General features: G+C 48.0%; 16 protein-coding genes. 8 read left to right on the plus strand and 8 right to left on the minus strand.

What is annotated here, in order from left to right:
• Positions 1-2 precede the first annotated feature (2 nt).
• From L6466_RS10705 to L6466_RS10720, 4 genes are all read left to right on the plus strand, one after another.
• Positions 3-938: a hypothetical protein gene (locus tag L6466_RS10705; RefSeq protein ID WP_237795272.1), complete on the plus strand. Its 936-nt coding sequence runs from the start codon at positions 3-5 to the stop codon at positions 936-938.
• Entirely contained in the window at positions 923-1,378 is a 456-nt protein-coding gene (locus L6466_RS10710; RefSeq protein WP_091814976.1) for a YqaA family protein, read from the plus strand. Before L6466_RS10705 ends, L6466_RS10710 begins: the two co-directional genes overlap by 16 nt.
• A 110-nt stretch (positions 1,379-1,488) precedes the next feature.
• Entirely contained in the window at positions 1,489-4,950 is a 3,462-nt protein-coding gene (locus L6466_RS10715) for a protein O-mannosyl-transferase family (protein ID WP_091814978.1), read from the plus strand.
• Between the two features lie 21 nt (positions 4,951-4,971).
• Positions 4,972-5,586 (plus strand): polysaccharide deacetylase family protein, encoded by a 615-nt coding sequence (locus tag L6466_RS10720; RefSeq protein ID WP_091814981.1) that lies wholly within the window; start codon positions 4,972-4,974, stop codon positions 5,584-5,586.
• On the opposite strand, the gene mnmA is transcribed toward L6466_RS10720, so the two are convergent.
• Complete coding sequence (gene mnmA / locus L6466_RS10725) at positions 5,583-6,659, minus strand: tRNA 2-thiouridine(34) synthase MnmA (protein WP_237802928.1); 1,077 nt, start codon at positions 6,657-6,659, stop codon at positions 5,583-5,585. The two genes, L6466_RS10720 and mnmA, sit on opposite strands and share 4 nt — an antisense overlap.
• A 116-nt stretch (positions 6,660-6,775) precedes the next feature.
• Here mnmA and L6466_RS10730 point away from each other — a divergent pair, with 116 nt between their 5' ends.
• The gene (locus L6466_RS10730) at positions 6,776-7,642 is read left to right on the plus strand and encodes an aldose 1-epimerase family protein (protein WP_237795256.1); all 867 of its coding nucleotides are present in this window, start codon (positions 6,776-6,778) and stop codon (positions 7,640-7,642) included.
• Between the two features lie 61 nt (positions 7,643-7,703).
• Here the strand turns inward: L6466_RS10730 and L6466_RS10735 are convergent, their stop codons facing one another.
• From L6466_RS10735 to L6466_RS10750, 4 genes are all read right to left on the minus strand, one after another.
• On the minus strand, positions 7,704-8,921 hold the full coding sequence (locus tag L6466_RS10735; protein ID WP_237802927.1) for a hypothetical protein: 1,218 nt from the start codon (positions 8,919-8,921) through the stop codon (positions 7,704-7,706).
• A 1-nt stretch (position 8,922) separates the two neighbouring features.
• Positions 8,923-9,309: a hypothetical protein gene (locus tag L6466_RS10740; RefSeq protein ID WP_237802926.1), complete on the minus strand. Its 387-nt coding sequence runs from the start codon at positions 9,307-9,309 to the stop codon at positions 8,923-8,925.
• Entirely contained in the window at positions 9,306-9,815 is a 510-nt protein-coding gene (locus L6466_RS10745; RefSeq protein WP_237802925.1) for an RNA polymerase sigma factor, read from the minus strand. Before L6466_RS10745 ends, L6466_RS10740 begins: the two co-directional genes overlap by 4 nt.
• Positions 9,816-9,938: 123 nt before the next feature.
• Complete coding sequence (locus L6466_RS10750; RefSeq protein WP_237795236.1) at positions 9,939-10,088, minus strand: hypothetical protein; 150 nt, start codon at positions 10,086-10,088, stop codon at positions 9,939-9,941.
• Here L6466_RS10750 and L6466_RS10755 point away from each other — a divergent pair.
• The 3 genes from L6466_RS10755 to L6466_RS10765 all read left to right on the plus strand — a co-directional run bounded on the left by L6466_RS10755 (position 10,087) and on the right by L6466_RS10765 (position 13,033).
• A complete protein-coding gene (locus L6466_RS10755) occupies positions 10,087-10,374 on the plus strand; it encodes a hypothetical protein (RefSeq protein WP_091852443.1) in 288 nt (95 codons plus the stop codon). The two genes, L6466_RS10750 and L6466_RS10755, sit on opposite strands and share 2 nt — an antisense overlap.
• A 245-nt stretch (positions 10,375-10,619) precedes the next feature.
• Positions 10,620-12,008 (plus strand): hypothetical protein, encoded by a 1,389-nt coding sequence (locus L6466_RS10760; RefSeq protein WP_237802924.1) that lies wholly within the window; start codon positions 10,620-10,622, stop codon positions 12,006-12,008.
• Between the two features lie 5 nt (positions 12,009-12,013).
• Positions 12,014-13,033 (plus strand): hypothetical protein, encoded by a 1,020-nt coding sequence (locus L6466_RS10765; protein WP_091852438.1) that lies wholly within the window; start codon positions 12,014-12,016, stop codon positions 13,031-13,033.
• A gap of 26 nt (positions 13,034-13,059) precedes the next feature.
• Here the strand turns inward: L6466_RS10765 and L6466_RS10770 are convergent, their stop codons facing one another.
• The 3 genes from L6466_RS10770 to L6466_RS10780 are packed head-to-tail and all read right to left on the minus strand — an operon-like array spanning position 13,060 to position 18,887.
• On the minus strand, positions 13,060-13,428 hold the full coding sequence (locus L6466_RS10770) for a hypothetical protein (RefSeq protein ID WP_091852435.1): 369 nt from the start codon (positions 13,426-13,428) through the stop codon (positions 13,060-13,062).
• A 28-nt stretch (positions 13,429-13,456) separates the two neighbouring features.
• Positions 13,457-15,922, minus strand: a complete 2,466-nt coding sequence (locus L6466_RS10775; protein ID WP_237802922.1) for a S9 family peptidase — start codon at positions 15,920-15,922, stop codon at positions 13,457-13,459.
• A gap of 55 nt (positions 15,923-15,977) precedes the next feature.
• Complete coding sequence (locus L6466_RS10780; protein ID WP_237802920.1) at positions 15,978-18,887, minus strand: glycoside hydrolase family 2 protein; 2,910 nt, start codon at positions 18,885-18,887, stop codon at positions 15,978-15,980.
• Positions 18,888-18,890 lie beyond the last annotated feature (3 nt).

Consider the following 18,890-nt stretch of genomic DNA (forward strand, 5'->3'; position numbering starts at 1 on the left):
ATTTGAAGAGACTTCAAAACAGAATAGCAGAAAGTGGCATGACGCTGCCAGTAGCAGCTGTCTATGCTATCGGGATTTGGGCAATCGCCATGTTTGGCGGTTCGCCCTCCTTCTTTGCATGGCCTCAAATGGCATGTTATGTTGCAGCTTCCTACATGATGGTGGAGCTCAACAACAGCAATGCCCTGCTACGTGTGCGCAGCAGAATGGTGGGTGCAACATTCATCGTTCTGTCATGCATGTATATCAGTGGTTTTCAGTCACTCATAGGTGATTTAGGACTTGTAGGAATTATTGCAAGTTTCCTGATACTCTTCAGCACATATCAGGACCAGCAAGCAGCCGGGAAGACCTACTATGCCTTTCTTGCCCTTGGCTGTAGCAGTTTATTGTATGCCGAATACCTATACTATGTACCCCTTCTATGGGTACTCATGATTAGCCGGTTAAATTCCCTTAGCTGGCGCACCCTGGTGGCGTCGATTCTCGGCATCATCACCCCTTATTGGTTTGTGTCCCTATGGCTATTCTATATCTGGGATTTCACGCCACTGACAGATCATTTGTCAGACCTGAATTCATTCGTACTTCCAGCAAACTACTTAGCAGTGACGCTAGAACAACTGCTCGTATACATATTCCTGGCCGTTGTATCCATCACCGGTATCATTCACTTCTGGCAATATAGCTATGAAGACAAGATTCATATACGCCAGTTATTCGGATTCTTTATTGCCGTCAACCTGCTGACATTGCTTTTCATTGCTTTACAACCCCAGCAGTTCAACGCTTTTATCCGCATTGTCATCATCTGTGCCAGTCCTATTGTTGCCCATTTCATGACACTGACACATTCACGCATCACTAACATTGCCTTTTTTGTGATTCTATCGACCTGCATCATTATCACCTTTATAAACCTATGGATGCATTTCTAGAATTTCTGACAGGCTACGGCTATTGGGGCATGCTCTTAGGCGCTTTTCTGGCCGGAAGCGTATTCCCATTCTCCAGTGAGACTATGATGGTGGCATTACTGGGCTCAGGACTTGACGGCTGGCAACTCGTCATCTATGGTACCATCGGCAACATACTGGGTTCTATATTCAATTATTTTGTGGGCCGGATGGGTAAACTGGAATGGATTGAGAAATACCTGAAAATCAAGAAAGAAAGCATGGACAAGGCAGAACGGTTCATGGCAGGACGAGGTGCATGGATGGGGTTCTTTGCATTCCTCCCCATCATCGGTAGTGCCATCACCGTGACTTTGGGATTCATGCGCGCCAACATGTTAATTTCCTTTGTCAGTATAGCCATCGGAAAATTCCTGCGTTACTGGTTACTTATCTACGGCGTTAAATGGTTATTCTGTTAATTAATGTAGAGCAGTAGAAAATTATCAATTTTCAATTATCAATTTTCAATTATAATTACTACCTTTGCACGTCAGAAACAATTTTAACGTTAAAAATAAAACCTTTTAAAATGAAACAATTCCGCCTCGTGGACAATATCCTCGGATGGCTGACATTCTTTATAGCCGCCTTCGTATATTGTTCAACCATCGAGCCGACAGCCTCTTTCTGGGACTGTCCAGAGTTTATTACTACAGGTTATCGTTTGGAAGTTGGACACCCACCCGGTGCGCCTTTCTTTATGCTGACAGCAAATCTGTTCTCACAGTTCACCAGTGATCCTACTCAGGTGGCACGTATGGTCAACACCATGAGTGCTCTTCTGTCAGCAACATGTATTCTCTTCCTTTTCTGGAGCGTCACCCATCTGGTACGCCGACTGTTCATCAACAGTTGGGAGGAACTGAGTACGGCAAAACTCGTAGCTATCGAAGCCAGCGGACTGGTAGGTGCACTGATTTACACATTTAGCGACACATTCTGGTTCTCAGCCGTTGAAGGCGAGGTATATGCCTACTCTTCTGCGTTCACAGCAGTTGTATTCTGGCTGATATTGAAATGGGAAGACCATGCCGACGAGCCTCATAGTGACCGCTGGCTGGTATTGATTATGTATATGACCGGCCTTAGCATTGGCGTGCACCTGCTGAACCTGCTGTGTCTGCCTGCCATTGTATTGGTCTATTATTTCAAGCGTTTTCCCAATGCCAATGCCAAAGGTAGTATTGTAGCCCTGCTCATCTCATTTGTACTGCTTGCAGCCGTACTCTATGGTGTAGTACCAGGCATTATCACCGTTGGCGGATGGTTCGAATTGTTCTTTGTCAACACACTTGGCATGTCGTTCAACACAGGTGAGTATATCTACCTCTTCCTGTTGGTTGCCCTCGTTATCTGGGCTATCTATGAGACACAGATGGCCAAGGAGACAAAAGGCAGTTGGATACGCCAGAACGTTGCCTTCCTTGTTGCCATTGGCATGTTAGGTATTCCTTTCTATGGTTTTGGCTGGAGCGCTTTCTTCATTGGCGTTGTTGTATTACTCGCCATCGCTGCAGTATTATTCCTGCCTGGCATGGAGAAGCAGATCATTTCACCCCGCATCAAGAACACCACGTTGCTCTGCATGCTGATGCTGATGATTGGTTATTCCACCTATGCCGTTATCGTCATCCGTTCTGCAGCCAACCCACCAATGGACCAGAACTCACCCGAGGATATTTTCACCCTTGGTAATTACCTGAGCCGCGACCAGTATGGCTATCGCCCTCTGGCATTCGGTCAGGCCTACAGTTCTGAATACAAGATTGACCAAAGCGGTCATGTTGAGATGGATCCGGGTGCACCTATCTATCAGCGTAAGGAGAAGAAGTCTGCCGACGAGCCCGATACATACTTTGTGGTTAGCACAAAGGATAAGCCCGTCTATGCACAGAATATGATATTCCCACGTATGTACTCCAATAGCCAGCGCCATATCGCTGCATACAACAGCTGGGTTGGAGGCATCAAGGGAAAGAAGGAGCCATCGAACTATCGTCAGGGTTCTTTTGTAACGATACCTACACAGATGGAGAATCTGGAATTCTTCTTCGCCTATCAGTGTAACTGGATGTACTGGCGTTATTTTCTTTGGAACTTCGCCGGTCGCCAAAACGATATCCAAGGTCATGGTGAACTGGAACACGGCAACTGGATTACCGGTTTCTCGTTCCTCGACAATGCTCGTCTGGGCGACCAGTCTCTGCTGCCCGATGACCTGAAGAACAACAAGGGACATAACGTATTCTACTGCCTGCCTCTGCTTCTGGGTATTCTCGGTATCTTCTGGCAGCTCTTTATGCGCGGCAAGAGAGGCGTTCAGCAGTTCTGGGTGGTATTCTTCCTGTTCTTCATGACAGGTCTGGCTATCGTGCTCTATCTTAACCAGACACCAGAGCAGCCCCGTGAGCGTGACTATGCATATGCCGGTTCATTCTATGCCTACGCTATCTGGTGTGGTATGGGTGTTGCTGCCCTGATTCAGATGGCATGGGATATCTTCAAGAAGAACCAGCTCATCCCTGCTATCGTGATTGGTGCTGCTGCCCTGTTGGTACCTGTTCAGATGGCTTCTCAGACATGGGATGACCACGATCGTAGCGGACGCTACACCTGTCGTGACTTCGGTCAGAACTACCTCATGTCTCTGCAGGAAGAAGGTAACCCCATCATCTTCACCAATGGCGATAATGATACCTTCCCCCTCTGGTACAACCAAGATACTGAAGGTGTGCGTACCGATGCCCGTGTATGTAACCTGTCGTACCTGCAGACCGACTGGTACATAGACCAGATGATTCGTCCTGCCTACGACTCTCCTGCTCTGCCTATCTCATGGAGCCGACTGGAGTACTGTTCTGGCACAAACGAATATGTACGCGTGGACAACAAGATTCGCAAGGCTATTGAACTGCTGATGCGTGACTATCCCAAGGAGACCACCGAACTGTTTGGCGATAACCCATTCGAGTTGAAGAATGTTCTGGAGTTCTGGGTACGCGACCACCGCACAAGCGAATTGAAAGAGCGTCAGAGAAATGCTATCGAGTTTGCCTTCACAAAGATGCCCGAGGTGATGAACGACCAGTATTATAGTCTGGACGAGTCACTCTGCGTCATTCCTACCGACACCGTCTTCATCACTATCGACAAACAGGCAGTGAAGGAGAGCGGCATGCTGATTCAGGGTATAGAGCAAGGTAATGACTCAGTAGATATTGATGCTGCCATACCCGACCGTATGACGATTTCACTCGCAGGTCTTGGCGGACTGGACAAGAGTAAGCTGATGATGCTCGAGATGGTAGCCAATGCCAACTGGCGTCGTCCTATCTACGTAGCCTATACCGTTGGTCAGGAGAACTACATGAACCTTGGTGATAACTTTGTACAGGAAGGTCTCACCAACCGTATCACACCGTTCACTACCAACATCAACGATCAGCCTATCCCAGGCATGACCAATTTCGATACCGAGAAGACTTACAACAACGTGATGCACCGATTCAAGTTCGGTGGTGCAAAGACACCTGGCATCTACCTCGATGAGACCGTGATGCGTATGTGCTATACCCATCGTCGTCTGATGGTGAAACTTGCTTCACACCTCATCATGGAAGGCAAGGATGCTAAGGCCAAGGAAGTGCTCGACAGATGCGAGGAGGAGTTCCCCTCATGCAATGTGCCTCACGACTTCCAGAGTTCTTCACTGGAGATGGCACAGGCCTATGCCGCCATTGGCGACAAGACAAAGGCCTTGGATATCCTCCAGCAGTTGTGGTCTAAGTACGACCAGTATATGGTCTACTACAACTCTCTTGACCGCAAGAAGTTCAAGGTGGCAGAGCCTAGCATTCAGCTGCCCCTCTATATGATGAAGCGCATCACAGAGTTGGTTGAGCATATTGATGAGAAGAAGTTTAACGAGTATGCACCACGCTTTGAACAGCAGTGGCAGAAGTTCATCAGCAAAGGCGGTGGACAGCAGTAATATCATCGCAGACATCATCACATGTTCATAGAACAACCAGCGATATACCTCAGATGGCTTTATCCTAATGCCCTGTGGAGAATGGACCGTCACGAACACGCAGTCTATCTGACGTTCGACGACGGTCCCATCCCCGAGGCTACGCCGTTTATTCTCGACACCCTTCGTGACGAAGGTATCAAAGCGACCTTCTTCTGTGTCGGTGATAATGTGCGTAAATATCCCGAGCTCTTCCAAAGGATTCTGGATGAAGGGCATCAAGTGGGCAACCACACCCACAATCATATCGGTAGCATACGCCATACCATCAAGGAGTATAGCTATAACGTTGAGAAGGCCAATGCATATATCCACAGTCGGTTGATGCGCCCACCTCACGGATGGATGCGACTGCCGCATTATGCCTGGCTATCCAGAAAGTTCAAGATTGTGATGTGGGACCTCGTCACACGTGATTATTCAAAATGGCTTACTGCCGAGGATGTGGTGAATAATGTGAAACGCTACGCACGCAACGGCTCCATCATCACCTTCCACGACTCACTGAAGTCTATTGAGAAACTGAAAACAGCCCTGCCCGAGAGCATTCATTGGCTCAAAGAACAGGGATATGAGTTTAAAATCTTTGATTATTAGATGGTAATCTCGCCACTGCCGTAACAACGGTGGTGGCGATTATCATAAATGACACAGAACTGACCTGGTGCCACACCGTGGATACGGTCCTGAGAATGCACCATATAACGACCATCACCCAAAGCCTCCAGCGTGGCGGGATGATATTCAGGTGTATGACGAATCTTAAATGTAATCTCACGTTCCGGCATCTCTCCGTTGATGCTATGGAATCCATGAATAGGGAAATCCTGTTTGTAGGCCGTGTCGGGATCATAGCCATGAGACACATAGAGGATATTCTTTTCAATATCCTTCTTAACGATGAACCAAGGACCACCGCCAAAACCTAAGCCTTTACGCTGACCAATGGTATAAAACCAATGTCCATTATGCTGGCCAATGCGTTTCCCCGTTTCCAGTTCCAGCACATCCCCTTTCTGTTCACCCACGTACATTTTGATATAGTCCGTGTAGTTAATCTTTCCCAGGAAACAAATGCCCTGTGAGTCTTTACGCTTGGCATTCACCAGATGTTCGCGCTCAGCAATCTGGCGCACCTCATCCTTCACGTAATGTCCTATCGGAAAGATAGCCTTCTGTAACTGCCAGTCAAAAATCTGAGCCAGGAAATCAGTCTGATCCTTCACCGAATCCGGACTCGTTACCAGCCATTTCAGTCCGTCAACGACCTCCGTCTGTGCATAATGCCCCGTTGCTATCAGGTCATAGTCATGTCCACGTTTCTCATGGAAGGCGCCGAATTTTATCAGTCTGTTGCACATCACGTCTGGATTAGGCGTCAGTCCTGCCTTCACCTTGTCCATCGTATATTTCGTCACCTGGTCCCAGTATTCGTGATGGCAGTCCACAACCTCTAACTTACAGCCGTACTTATGGGCCACAGCCGTTGCCATCTCCAGATCTTCCTCCATCGAGCAGTCCCATTCGTCCTTCTCGTCAGAGCCAATCTTGATATAGAAGCAGTCTGGATGCAGTCCTAGCTGTGCAAACTCATACACCACCACACTACTGTCAACGCCTCCTGACAGTAGCACAGCAATGCGCTTACCTTCCAATTCATTTCTATTCATGGGTGCAAAGGTATGAACTTTTTCTTACCCATCCAAATGCTTATGCAAAAAGTTTGGTAGATTAAGGAAATGTTTGTACCTTTGCGCTCACAACAATCTAAAAGTATCTAACGATTATGGAAACAATTCAAAACGAACTACTCACCGTAGAGGTGTCGGCTATGGGTGCCGAATTACAGAGCATTAAAGACAGTGACGGACGTGAATATCTGTGGCAGGCTGGCGAGAAGTGGCCACGCCGCTCTCCTATCCTATTCCCCATCGTATGCAGCGTCAATAATGATACCTACCGTGTAGATGGCAAGGAGTATCACCTGCCACGTCACGGTTTTGCACGCGACACCGAGTTCAAGCTCATCGCACAGGGACCAGACCGTGTGACCTACGCCCTCCACGAGAGCGAGGAGACACTGAAGGTTTATCCTTACTGTTTTAACCTTGCCGTGACCTATAAGTTGGAAGGCAACAAAATACACGTTATCTGGCACGTGGAGAATACCGACAAGCGTGATATCCACTTCCAGATTGGCGGTCACCCCGCTTTTCTGGCTCCTGGTTGTAAGGAAGACGAGCCCCTGAAGGGCGTCATCGTATTTGATAATAAAGAACAGATGCAGAACCTGAAGAGCTATATCGACGGTTCTCACGAACTGACCGAGATAGAGGCTGAGACCAAGGACGGTATGCTGGCAATCAACGACGAGACCTTTGCCGATGACAGCGTAAAGTTCCACAAGAGCCAGACCTCACAGGCCATACTGCTCAACCCAGACGGCACACCTGCCGTGACACTCGACTACCGTTGTCCGGTTATCGCCTTCTGGAGTCCTTACAAGAAGCAGGCGCCCTTTATCTGTATCGAGCCATGGTACGGTCTGGGCGACCATCGCGGCTACGACGGCGAGTTCAAGGATAAGCCCTACATGAACCACCTGCAGCCCGGTGCCTCGTTCATGAGTGAATACACCATTACCATCGGATAAATTCAAAAAAAAATCAACAATAAAGGAAGGCCGAATCATCAGCCTTCCTTTATTCTTTCTGTTATTCTATCTGTTTTCCATTCGTTGTAGTCACCGTGCCGTTGTGATAGATGCCGTTGGGCAACCAGCGGATGGTGTCGTTGTGGATTTCCTTGATTTCCATCCACTCACGCGGAATCATAAAGTGCTCATTTCTGACGTTCAGGAAGAGAATCTTGAGACTCTTGTCAAACACATTTCCAACTTGCACCCGGAATAACCCCTGAACATGGGACGCATGTCCTGAACCCCGGTTGTTATTGATGGATAGGCCCATCAATGCCCCATGATAAGTGTGAATATCAGCCAGTTTGAAATCGTGGTAGAAATTCAGTTCCATATACGGTGCATAGTGTGTCTTCATGAAGTCCAGCAATGCCGCGCGCAAATCTCTTAGGAGTGCCACCTTTTGCTCTCCGTTGAGCGGCAGTTCATAGAGCACGCCATCCAGTTGAGCCACCTGTTCCTTCTTCAATCGCCAGTTGAACGAAACCGTAGGGACATCAAAGCCCTTGCCATCATCCGAGAGGTATTTCACCGGCTCTGCTTTCATGCCCTTGATGTTTGAGATACGCTCCAGGAAAATCTGCTTAATCTCATCTTCGTTGGTCAGTTTTTTGCCAGGATACTTTTCTTCTTTGTGATACGTCACCAAATCCATAATATCTTGACCTTTCTTCGTGGCCTGGGACACACGATTAAAAGTCAGGAACTCTGGGTAACACTTGAAATTCTCCTTGAAGTCCGTACCCTGAAAGACCTCAGGCAACGTGTCTTCCAGTTCCTTGGGTGCAATGATATATTCCAGCGTGTCTGTATTCTTGCGATGCGTCTCGTATTCATAGAATTTTGCAGCCTTGGGGCGATACTTATCGCAGAGATACTTCATGCTATGGTCCACATAGTGCATGATGGCCGTCTCGCTCTCCAGAATGCTGTCGTTGATTGCTTTCTCTTCTGCCAGGAGACTGGCTACGGAGTCATTGATTTCCTCGGCGTCATGTATTTCCCTGGGATTGAAGCCACGTAAATCGTAGGTGTGGAACCAAAGCGTATAGTAACTGGTGGTAACGGAATCGTCGCTTGCTACCGTAGATTCCACAAGCTCCTCTAGGTCACTCAGACCATCCATAAACTCTTCGAAGGTCTCTGGCACAGGCTGTTCACTTACGTTCTGATTGTTTTTGCAGGCGCACAAGCCCATCAGCAGTACACCTGATAATATGATGATTTTCTTCATTTTATTCTATCATTTTATAAGTCCTTAGATTTTCGATTTCCTCTTTAATCTGCTCACCCCGACTTTTCATTCTGTGCTCTATGACGTCAAACGACTCAAAGTCAGAGGTGCGCACATAAGCCGTCTGCTGGCAATCTGCCTGATAGGCTTTCACCAATCGGGCATGAAGCGCCGCATCACAAGAAGCCGTCTCTGGTGGCATGAAATAGAGCATCAGGAAGCCAGCCACACACGCTGCTGCTACCCAGGGCCATAGTCTGATGGTGTGATGCGGACACACCTCTTGGCGTGCCTTCGCCATCACATTCTGTTTCAGCGATTCCGATGCTTTGAACTCGCATTGCGGTTTCAGCATCTGCTCAATATCGTCAAAGTGCTCTGTATTCATCTTTTTTCTCCTTTCTTCATCATCTGTTGAACATGCATGATAGCGTAGCGATAGCGCGACTTTGCCGTTGCTTCCGGGATATTCTGCAGTTCCGCTATTTGTTTGAACGTCAGGTCGTCATAACATTTCAGACGTACTATCTCCGATTGTTCCCTGGGCAAAGTATCCAGCAGTCGGTTCACCCTCAGGAACTCCTCATGAATCTGTTTGTCATGATCGCTCACCGCCACCTCCTTGGCTTGGTCGAGCAGTACAACATGCAGCGGTTTTCTGCGGAAGTAATCCGTGCAGGCATTACTGATGGCGCGGATAACGTACTGCTCCACATTGTCCACCCGCGTCTTTTCCCTCAACCTACGGAAGACACCCAGCAGCACCTCTTGCACCACATCCTCTGCATCTTCCCTGATGCCGATACGCATATACGCGAAACGGAAGAGCCAGTCTTGCCGTTCTGTGACAATCCGCTCCAATTCTGTGAGCAACTGTTCCGTTTCTTCGTTCATCGTTTTGAGGTTTTTACTTATTAAGACGCAAAGGTAAGAAAAAAGATTTAATGAATCACACTTTTTTTCAATCATCATAAAAAAACGGATGCCCTTCTGTGTTGAAAGCATCCGTTTTTGTTTTTACAGGTTCTTCTTAGGATAGAGGGAATCCCACCATGAGGCATCGTCCTTCAACCACTTCGGTCCTGACGGAAAACCCAACGACTGGGGATCCAAGATTGGTATCCTGTTTCCCTGCGGCGTCACCTCACTCACAGGCTTAGTCCTCATGATAATAGCCTATTTTCCGCATAAGGTGAACATCCCCGTAACGGTTTCCACACCTCAGCAGTGGACTTTAGTGGTGCGCATGACCAGATGCATGGGCCTCATGATGTTGGTTCTCACCTTCACCATCGGCTACACCTCCCTGGTTAGCGCCTTGAATGGCGGAGCCACCCCCGTTCTCATCCTATCTACCGTAGGTGCGCTCTTCGCCATCATCATCGTGTTCTGCGTTCTGATTCACAGGGCGAAATTGCCTGACGGAATCGACGGAATCAACGAAACAAGGTAAGACACTATCTATCAGCGAGATAAGTGCAGAGTATTAAAAATGCTCCGCAGTCCTTGGCCCATGTACAGGGCATTTCCAAGAACTTGCGGAGCATTTTTTTTAAGAAATTCAGGATTTCTGTGAGGTATTCATTGTTGTTTTACAGAAAAAACGAGATGAATATTTGGTTGTATGTGGGATTGATTGTAATTTTGCAGAAAATTTAGAATAGTATGGCTCGAAAGATTATCGTGGAGATGTAAATCATGAGGAAAGAAGAAATTATATCGTTAGTATTAATCATAGCAGCCGTAGTCGTACTGATTATTGGGCTTCAGATGGACTATGGCAGTGCTCGAAAATGGATGACAATACTTTCTTTTGTCTTGCTGGCACTGTCCTTGAATCCAAAATCGTTTTGGAAGAAAAAGAAAACCCAAATGGTTGAAGAGCCCGATGAGACGGAAGAAGATGAAGCGGAATACATAGAACTTCCCTCCGAAGTCCTCGTTGATAAGAAAGCCGTGAATCGTTCGGAAACCTATCTCACTTTTCAGGATAAGTTGTCAGATGTCTATTACTACATTCATTATGTTGACGGAGAGGCGTATGAAACCTATGCCAGCGAAATAGGATATCTCGTAAGAATTGATTACGATGAGTTAGATGATTCATACCAGACGATTGACGGTCTGTTTGAAGCCGTCGAGGCTGACGAGGTCTATGACAGTATCTATACTTTCTCGGCTGAGGACTTCATCTATATCAGAAAACGCTATCAGGACTGGAAAGTTTCATTAAGTCAGACAAGCAATGATGAGCCAGAACAGTCAGAGCCTGTCAACAGAGTTGGTAGGGCTGTGGCATACATCATGGTGGTTTCTATCTTCGCGTTTGTTTTGCTCGCCATTTCTCGGTTGTCATTTATATCTGAGGTGGATGGCGGAAATTATATCCTCATATTCATCATTTTAGGTGTTGTGTCGTTGTTAGCATTCTGGCAATCATTAAGGCCAGACGAATGGCTGAAATATAGAATCAAATGGCTGTCGGATAATGAAGAGCAGAAAATAGATGTCTTTGGTGGTGGAAAAGTCAAGACGTATTGGTCTATGGATCATGACAATCTAATCCAATATGAATATCGCCCAAAGCAAAAGCAGCTTGTCATCACCAAGACCATTCAGATTCCTCTGGACGATGTCAAAGAGGAGTTTGACAGGCGGCAGGAGGCATGCAAGGAATTTGCAGCCACCCACCCCTTCATTGAATTCTATGATGTCCCTTTCTTTGATTGGCTTGGCACATTCTCCTTTTCTTTCACAATTCCCAAGTCGAAGGCTACGAAGGCTGCGATGAAGGAACTGCAAGAATGGCTGTCGCAGCCCCTCTTTGACTCATCGAATGTCTGCGGATATTTCAAGTACAACGAGTATGGGGGCACGTTCTTCATCAAATATCAGAATTGCCACCTCACCCTGCTTGTCTTTGTACGCGAAGACGGCACGCAAGAGGTCTTTGACCCTAACGTCAATACCCTCAGCGATGAGACGTTGTCAGATGAAATCAAGGATTTCTACGTTGATTTCGAGGAATTCTATTGCTGGAGAATAAAAGAGGAGCATAGGATAGATGCCAGCGAGTGGCCGATCTGATAATCATGGACAGAGCAACGTTTGAAAGTCAGAAAGCATTTGCTGGAGAGAAGAAACCATCAATGCAACGGCGCTGTGTGGACAACGACTACACGGCACGGAGGATGTATATGGTGACGATGGTGACTGAGGAGCGGAAGCCGCTTTTTGGCAAGGTGGTGGGACGTAGCGAGGCTGTGGAACCGTCGGCCGATGCACCACATATAGAGCTTTCGACGTTAGGGCAGGCCATAGAACATATTTGGCTGACGATGGGAAACTATCATCCTGAGGTGAAGGTGATAGCTCTTCAGATGATGCCCGACCATCTGCATGCTGTCCTTTTTGTAAAGGCTCAGATGGCGAAGCCCTTGGGGAAGGTGCTGTTAGGCGTTAAGCAGGCTTGCAACCAGGCATTCCGCGAGTTGATGCCTGTACAGTTTGTTGCTGTGGCACAGCAACACGCACAACAAGCACGGAGCAACGGCCTGCTCTTTGCAAAGGGCTTCAACGACCAAATCCTGATGAGGGAAGGACAGCTGGAGCGATGGCTCAACTACCTGAAGGACAACCCAAGGCGCCTGCTGATGAAACGCGAGAACCCAGACCTCTTCCGTGTACAGAGAGGCTTGACATACGCAGGGCTTAGTTTTTCAGCCATCGGCAACCGCTTCTTGTTGGAACGCCCAGTGAAGCTGCAAGTGCAATGCTCAAGAAAAATCACGGAGGCCGACCTGCAGGCTAAACTCACAGAGTGTCTGAGAGCAGCCCGTCTGGGAGCCGTGCTTGTATCACCAGCTATCTCGCAAGGCGAAAAGACCATTATGCGAGCCGCCTTTGAAGAAGGACTCCCCCTGATTTACCTGCAAGAGAATGGCTTTACGGATTTGGCAAAGCCAGGCGGAAAGCGCATGGAGGCTTGCGCCAAAGGTCAACTACTGATTCTTGCCCCATGGGAGCATCATAACGAAAAACTAACCATCAAGCGAAATCAATGTCTAGAACTGAATGAAATGACAAGGTGTATTTGTACGGACATAAAATAAAGGAAGGGACGCAAGATTTCCGTCAGCTAGCCCCTCACACATAGCCCGATGACTATCAATGGCAGTACAACCCAAAGGAAAATCCATAGGCCAACGAAGCCCCACCTCCACGTTGCCTTACGATATTTGGTCTTGTCAAAATGCTTCCAAATAGCATCCTCCCGCTTATAAAAATAACAGCGCATGAGATAATCCATCAAGCCAGCACCTATTGCAAGGGCGATGAACCCTATAGATATAAAAGAAGGATTAATCAGAGGCAGAATCAGAGACATACTTAGGAGAATGATCCAAAGAATGGGCATCATTATAAACTCCACGCCAAATCCTCCTGCATCTACTGCATAATACAGGAAATCGAAAAAATTGATTTTTATCTTTTTCTTTTTACGCATTTGTCCATCGTCAGTACAAGCGCCGTTCTTACAGATGCTTCTTCGGATAGAGGGCGTCCCACCATGTGGGGTCGTCCTTCAACCAACGGGCGAACCATGCCATCTGGGTGGCCAGCCATTTCTCCTTCTTAGAGTATTCGAGGATGTGATGATTCTCACCTTTTACCTGCACCAAGGCCACCTCGCGACCGAGGAGTTTCAGGGCGGTAAACATCTGCAGACTCTCTACCAAAGGTACATTCGTGTCTGCGTCGCCATGTAGCAGAAGCAAAGGCGTATGAATCTTGTCGGCATTAAACAGCGGACTCTGATCCACATACAACTGACGGTGGCTCCAGGGATAGCTGTTGGCCATCGACACCTCACTATAGTTATAGCCCCAGTAGCCCTGGCCCCAGTAGCTGGTATGGTTAGCAATACCGGCATGAGAGACGGCAGCAGCGAAGATGTCAGTCTGCGTCTGCAAGTACTGCGTCATGAAGCCACCATACGAGGCCCCCATACAACCAATCTTCTCTTTGTTGATATAAGGATGCGCCTCACAAATCTTCTTCGTACCCTCAATGATATCCTCAGCAGGTCCACGACCAGCCGTGTTCACATGACGTGAGGCCCACTCCTGTCCGAAGCCCGTGGCACCACTGGGTTCGATGATGTAGGCCACATAGCCCAGCGAGTTCCAGTACTGAGGGGCGTAGGGCGACTCGAAATAACGGCTCACGGGCGAACAGCCACCATAATAATAAACAATCATGGGGTATTTCTTCGTGGCATCGAAATCCTTGGGCAGGTAGAGACGGCCATAGACAGTATCACCCCTGGAATTAGTAAAGTTCCAGTCCTCACAAGTACCAATCTCGGCATCGCCAAGGGCCTCAGCGCCGTTGAAAAAGAGTTGAGAGTGGAGAGTGGAGAGTTTAGAGTTGGCTACCGCCTTTGAATTGAGTGTCATCACATAGGCCGATGCGGGCTCCATCGTCTTATACGAGAGATAGCCTACCACAGAAGCATGTGCTGCCAAATCATAGCGATAGGCATAGTCGCCCTTGATAGGCAGTTTGGTTATCTTGCCAGTCTTGGGGTTCAGCACAAACATATTCACATAGTCACGATCCTCTGCCGTCAGATAAATCTGTCCATCAGCCAATGACCAGTCAACATTTTCTATAGAGGGGTCAAAATCCTTCGTCAGCGGTGTCACCTTCTTTGAAGAGAGGTCATAAAGGAAGAGCTCATACTCCGTCATGCTTGGTGTCACGTTCTCGGGCAACTGACAACCGATGCGGTTGAAAGCCTCGGGATTACCCCTGAAGAGAATCTGGGTGGCATCAGGCGAGAAAGAGCAGCCTCCAAGGAATCCCTCACCCTGCAACACAGTATCCATCTTCAGCGTCTGAGCATCCATGATATAGACATCCTCTACCTCAGTAGGACGCTTTGCAAGGCGAGAATAAGACGACACCACCAGCAGTTTCTTACCATCCTGAGAGATATCATAGAGATGCTCGCCCTTATGACCAAACGTGATGCGCTGACAGATACCCGTCTTCAAATCATATTTCTTCAGGTAGCTGCGTGAGCGCCAGCCAGGCTGACGGTCGTCCATCTCCAGCACCTGATAAACATCTGCATCCTCCTTTGGACCTTCCTCGCTGCACGAGATAATCAGATAATCCTCTGCAGGACTGATCACATAACTCTCACGCGGAATATCGTAGGCCCACTGTGTGCGCTGTCCCGTCAGCGGATCCACCTTGAAGAGCACGCGCTTATCCCCCTGATATTCTTCCTCAATATAGGCAGTAGAGCGCGGCATCCATGTCACATTTTTACTCAGATAGCGCAACAAACGCTGCGACTTCACCTCACGCAGTTCGTAATCCCAACGGCTATTACCACCACGTGCCGTGGTCTGATAAGACACCACCACGTATTTACCATCTGCAGAGAGCGAGATACCACGCACACGTTTGCCGTCAGTCAGGTCGTGTACCATATAGGGGTGCTTCTTAGAGAGTGTAGGCACCACCTCGCGCGACATATCCATCGTCACCTGTACGCTGTCGGTATCCGACGGTTCTGCCAGGTATTTGATAGCCAGCGTGTGATGCTCAGGCGAAAGTTTCACCTCTCCCACAGCCTCCTGACCGTCAACAAACAGTTTATAGTTCTTCGGACCTTTCACGCTGACCGAGCCCTTCACGTAGTCCTTATTATTCACAAAGAAAGAAAGGATGCCAACGCTCTTGCTGTCTTTCAGCGACGGAAGCACCTTACCGCTGAACACGGTGGTAGGCTCTGCAGAGAGTGCCAAGCCGCCCAACAAGCTCTTCTCGTCAAATTTCTTGCCGTTCACATCCACGGAATCCATACCCACAGGAGCCTGCACAGCAAAGGGACCTGCCATGTTAAACTCCGTCACCGTTGTCTTTACCTGCGCCCCAGCATTCAATACACCAGTTGTCAGCGCTATCAGAATAAAAGATTTCTTCATACTACTTAATGGTCTGTTTACGAGGTGCAAAAGTACAAAAAAAAATCTGATTCTCCTACTTTATATGTTCAATAAATTCTATTTCTACAATACGCAACTCACTCTTTGTCTCTCCACCGTTCCTGGCTTTGAACAAATCCAGCTCGCCAGCGACAGGTTGAGCCAACTCCGTTATTCCTCCAAAAGCATCCTTGTCCTTACCGGCACCTTTCAGACGGATGGTAATTTCGTTGGTCTTCACACGCTTGGTAGGTGTCAGATGGATATATCCCAGACTACGTTCTGTCTCACCGCTCCAGATAAGCTGTTTGCCAGCATACACTTCTATCGGATAACTGCGCAGACGCCAACCGGTCAGCTTCAGGCAAATATCATCAACAACCGTTTTCTTCGGCAGTTTATAGGTTATCCAAGCCGTAGAGAGTTGTCCGTCGTTTTTCCATTCCGACAGTTCATTATCATCATAGCTGCGAATGGCATGCTCACTATCATAGCCGGCCTTAGCCGATACGATATCTATACCACGAGCCAGCTCTTTGTATGAAGGAGTTATCGGTGTTTCTCCTCTGTCTAACTGACTGCTCAGTTTTCCCGACTTTTCAAAATCAGTTTTTTTACTATTCAACGAGACGTACGCCGGTTTCACACCATCGGCATAGACAGCAAGATTTATTTCACCTGCATTTGTGGTAGTGCGTAGCAACACCCTGTTCACACCACACTCCAAGGGCAGCGACATAGCATCAGTTTCAATGCCGCCTATCCATCTGGCCTCACCCCATAGAGAGAAATGTATCATCCGATTATCCAACGGGCAACGACGCCCCTGCTTGTCAACCACCTCTACCTGAACTAGTACCATATCAGCGCCATCGGCCTTGATACCCAGTGGATTCTCTATAGCTGTGAGCTTCAGCTGGTATGGTTCACCCACCGTCTCAAGTTTATAGCGACTGCCATCAGAGCCCACAGCCTCCAACGTACCAGGTTCAAAGGATACATTGTCAAAAACATAAAGATAGCGATAGCTCTGCTTACCCTTACCCAGCGATTTGCCGTTAAGGAACAGTTCTACACTGTCAGCCGTCGATACCACATAGACAGGTTTCACTGTATGAGCAGGATAGTCCCAGTGTCCTACGATATACGTCTTTGCCTCTTCCGGTTCCACCCATCCGTTCCACATCACCTGATGAGCAAAGAAGGCATCCTTAGGGATGCGCATGGCATCCACAACACCACTGGTGCGATAATGTTTCTCGCCACGATGATGTGTATTCGTATCAGAGAAGACGATTTTCACCCCGCCAGAAGACACACGGGTGCCCGTGCCAGGACGCTCACGCCAGTAGTCATACCAGCGACGTACCATCTCCACGGCAAACTCATCCATATTATGATTATACTCATTAGCAGGCTTACCACGATACAACGGACCGTCACCTTCTTTATGAAAAGGATAACTCTGCTCATCCCAGTATTTGCGCAAGCCCTCATCACGACAGTATTCCATCGCCCACATGGGATGTTTCTTGCTTTTGTTGATATACAGCATCTCGCCACCATACTCAGCCTCATCGATATCGAGCATCTCACGACTACCAATGGCTCGTCCGCCATAAGGATCGTACTGATTACGGATAGCCTTCATTTCCAGCATGTGTTCACGACTGATACTCTCGTTGCCACACTCGTAGAAAAGTATTGAAGGGTTGTTGCGGTTATAAATGATGGCATCGCGCATCAGGGCCGTACGCTGCTGCCAACGGGCGCCATCCACATCCTTCTCGGCATCACCAGCAGGCATGGCCTGTGGCAATCCCACACGGTCACAACTCTCAATATCCTGTTTCCATGGCGTCACATGCATCCAGCGCACCATATTCGCCCCACTCTCTACCATCATGCCGTTTGAGTAATCGCTCAACCATGCCGGCACACTGATGCCTACACCCGGCCACTCATTCGAGGTGCGCTGGGCATAGCCATGAACCATCATCACGCGGTCGTTCAGCCAAATCTTTCCTTCGGCAAAGCGTGTTTTACGGAAACCGGTGCGGGTAGCAACGAGGTCGACAGTTTTGCCATCGACAAGAAGCCCCGTTTCCACCATATACAGATACCCATACCCCCATGACCAAAAATGCAGATTGTTAACAGACTGCTGTATTCTTACAGTACGTGTTTCGCCAGGCTGCATGGTAATGCGCTCACCATTAAAATGGGCTACTTCTTTACCATCCATATCAAGCACTTTGGCAAAGAATGTAAACGAACGGGGCTTGGCGTCCTCGTTGCGAATCTGCGATTCGGCATGGATGGTTGCCTGGTGATTGGGTATGTCGAAATCGGTAGCATAGATATAGGTACCTGTTGTGCCTAAGTTACTATACAAAGGCAGGGTCTGATAAAGCTTATCGGTGATATGCAGGAACACGTTCTTAGGCAGACCACCATAATTGGCATTAAAATTTTTATCATTCCACTGATAGCGACTATTCAATGTGCGGTCGCGGTACGTCCAACTGTTGTCGCAGCGTACGGCTATCACGTTCTGTCCTTCTTTAATATAAGGTGTCAGGTCAAATCCAAAAGCCATCACGCCATTATCCGAGAAGCCCACCTTTTGTCCGTTCACCCAGACATCGGCACCCTGACGGGCACCTTCGAACTCAATGAACACTTTTCCTTGTACTTCGCCCTCGGTCAAGGTAAAGGTCTTACGATACCAGCAGACAGTATCCGTTAAATCCACGATATCCTTTCGAAACGCTTCATCACCATTAAAGGCGTAGGGCAATGTCACCTGCTGCCACTGACTGTCGTCATAATCTGGTTTGGCAGCCTCAGCGAAATCACCTACTGCCAGTCGCCAGCCACCGTTGAAATTGAGTTTCTGTCGCTCTGTAGCATTCACACTCACAATGAGCATCAGCAGTATACAGAATAAAAAACACTTCTTCATACC

Source organism: Prevotella communis (genome assembly GCF_022024175.1).
GTDB classification, from domain to species: domain Bacteria; phylum Bacteroidota; class Bacteroidia; order Bacteroidales; family Bacteroidaceae; genus Prevotella; species Prevotella communis.

What these genes read in the sequence shown, in the direction of transcription:
- L6466_RS10710 (WP_091814976.1), top strand. Translation starts at nt 923, where the DNA reads ATGGATGCATTTCTAGAATTTCTGACAGGCTACGGCTATTGGGGCATG.
- L6466_RS10715 (WP_091814978.1), top strand. Translation starts at nt 1,489, where the DNA reads ATGAAACAATTCCGCCTCGTGGACAATATCCTCGGATGGCTGACATTC.
- L6466_RS10720 (WP_091814981.1), top strand. Translation starts at nt 4,972, where the DNA reads ATGTTCATAGAACAACCAGCGATATACCTCAGATGGCTTTATCCTAAT.
- mnmA (WP_237802928.1), bottom strand. Translation starts at nt 6,659, where the DNA reads ATGAATAGAAATGAATTGGAAGGTAAGCGCATTGCTGTGCTACTGTCA.
- L6466_RS10730 (WP_237795256.1), top strand. Translation starts at nt 6,776, where the DNA reads ATGGAAACAATTCAAAACGAACTACTCACCGTAGAGGTGTCGGCTATG.
- L6466_RS10735 (WP_237802927.1), bottom strand. Translation starts at nt 8,921, where the DNA reads ATGAAGAAAATCATCATATTATCAGGTGTACTGCTGATGGGCTTGTGC.
- L6466_RS10740 (WP_237802926.1), bottom strand. Translation starts at nt 9,309, where the DNA reads ATGAATACAGAGCACTTTGACGATATTGAGCAGATGCTGAAACCGCAA.
- L6466_RS10745 (WP_237802925.1), bottom strand. Translation starts at nt 9,815, where the DNA reads ATGAACGAAGAAACGGAACAGTTGCTCACAGAATTGGAGCGGATTGTC.
- L6466_RS10755 (WP_091852443.1), top strand. Translation starts at nt 10,087, where the DNA reads ATGATAATAGCCTATTTTCCGCATAAGGTGAACATCCCCGTAACGGTT.
- L6466_RS10750 (WP_237795236.1), bottom strand. Translation starts at nt 10,088, where the DNA reads ATGAGGACTAAGCCTGTGAGTGAGGTGACGCCGCAGGGAAACAGGATA.
- L6466_RS10760 (WP_237802924.1), top strand. Translation starts at nt 10,620, where the DNA reads ATGAGGAAAGAAGAAATTATATCGTTAGTATTAATCATAGCAGCCGTA.
- L6466_RS10765 (WP_091852438.1), top strand. Translation starts at nt 12,014, where the DNA reads ATGGACAGAGCAACGTTTGAAAGTCAGAAAGCATTTGCTGGAGAGAAG.
- L6466_RS10770 (WP_091852435.1), bottom strand. Translation starts at nt 13,428, where the DNA reads ATGCGTAAAAAGAAAAAGATAAAAATCAATTTTTTCGATTTCCTGTAT.
- L6466_RS10775 (WP_237802922.1), bottom strand. Translation starts at nt 15,922, where the DNA reads ATGAAGAAATCTTTTATTCTGATAGCGCTGACAACTGGTGTATTGAAT.
- L6466_RS10780 (WP_237802920.1), bottom strand. Translation starts at nt 18,887, where the DNA reads ATGAAGAAGTGTTTTTTATTCTGTATACTGCTGATGCTCATTGTGAGT.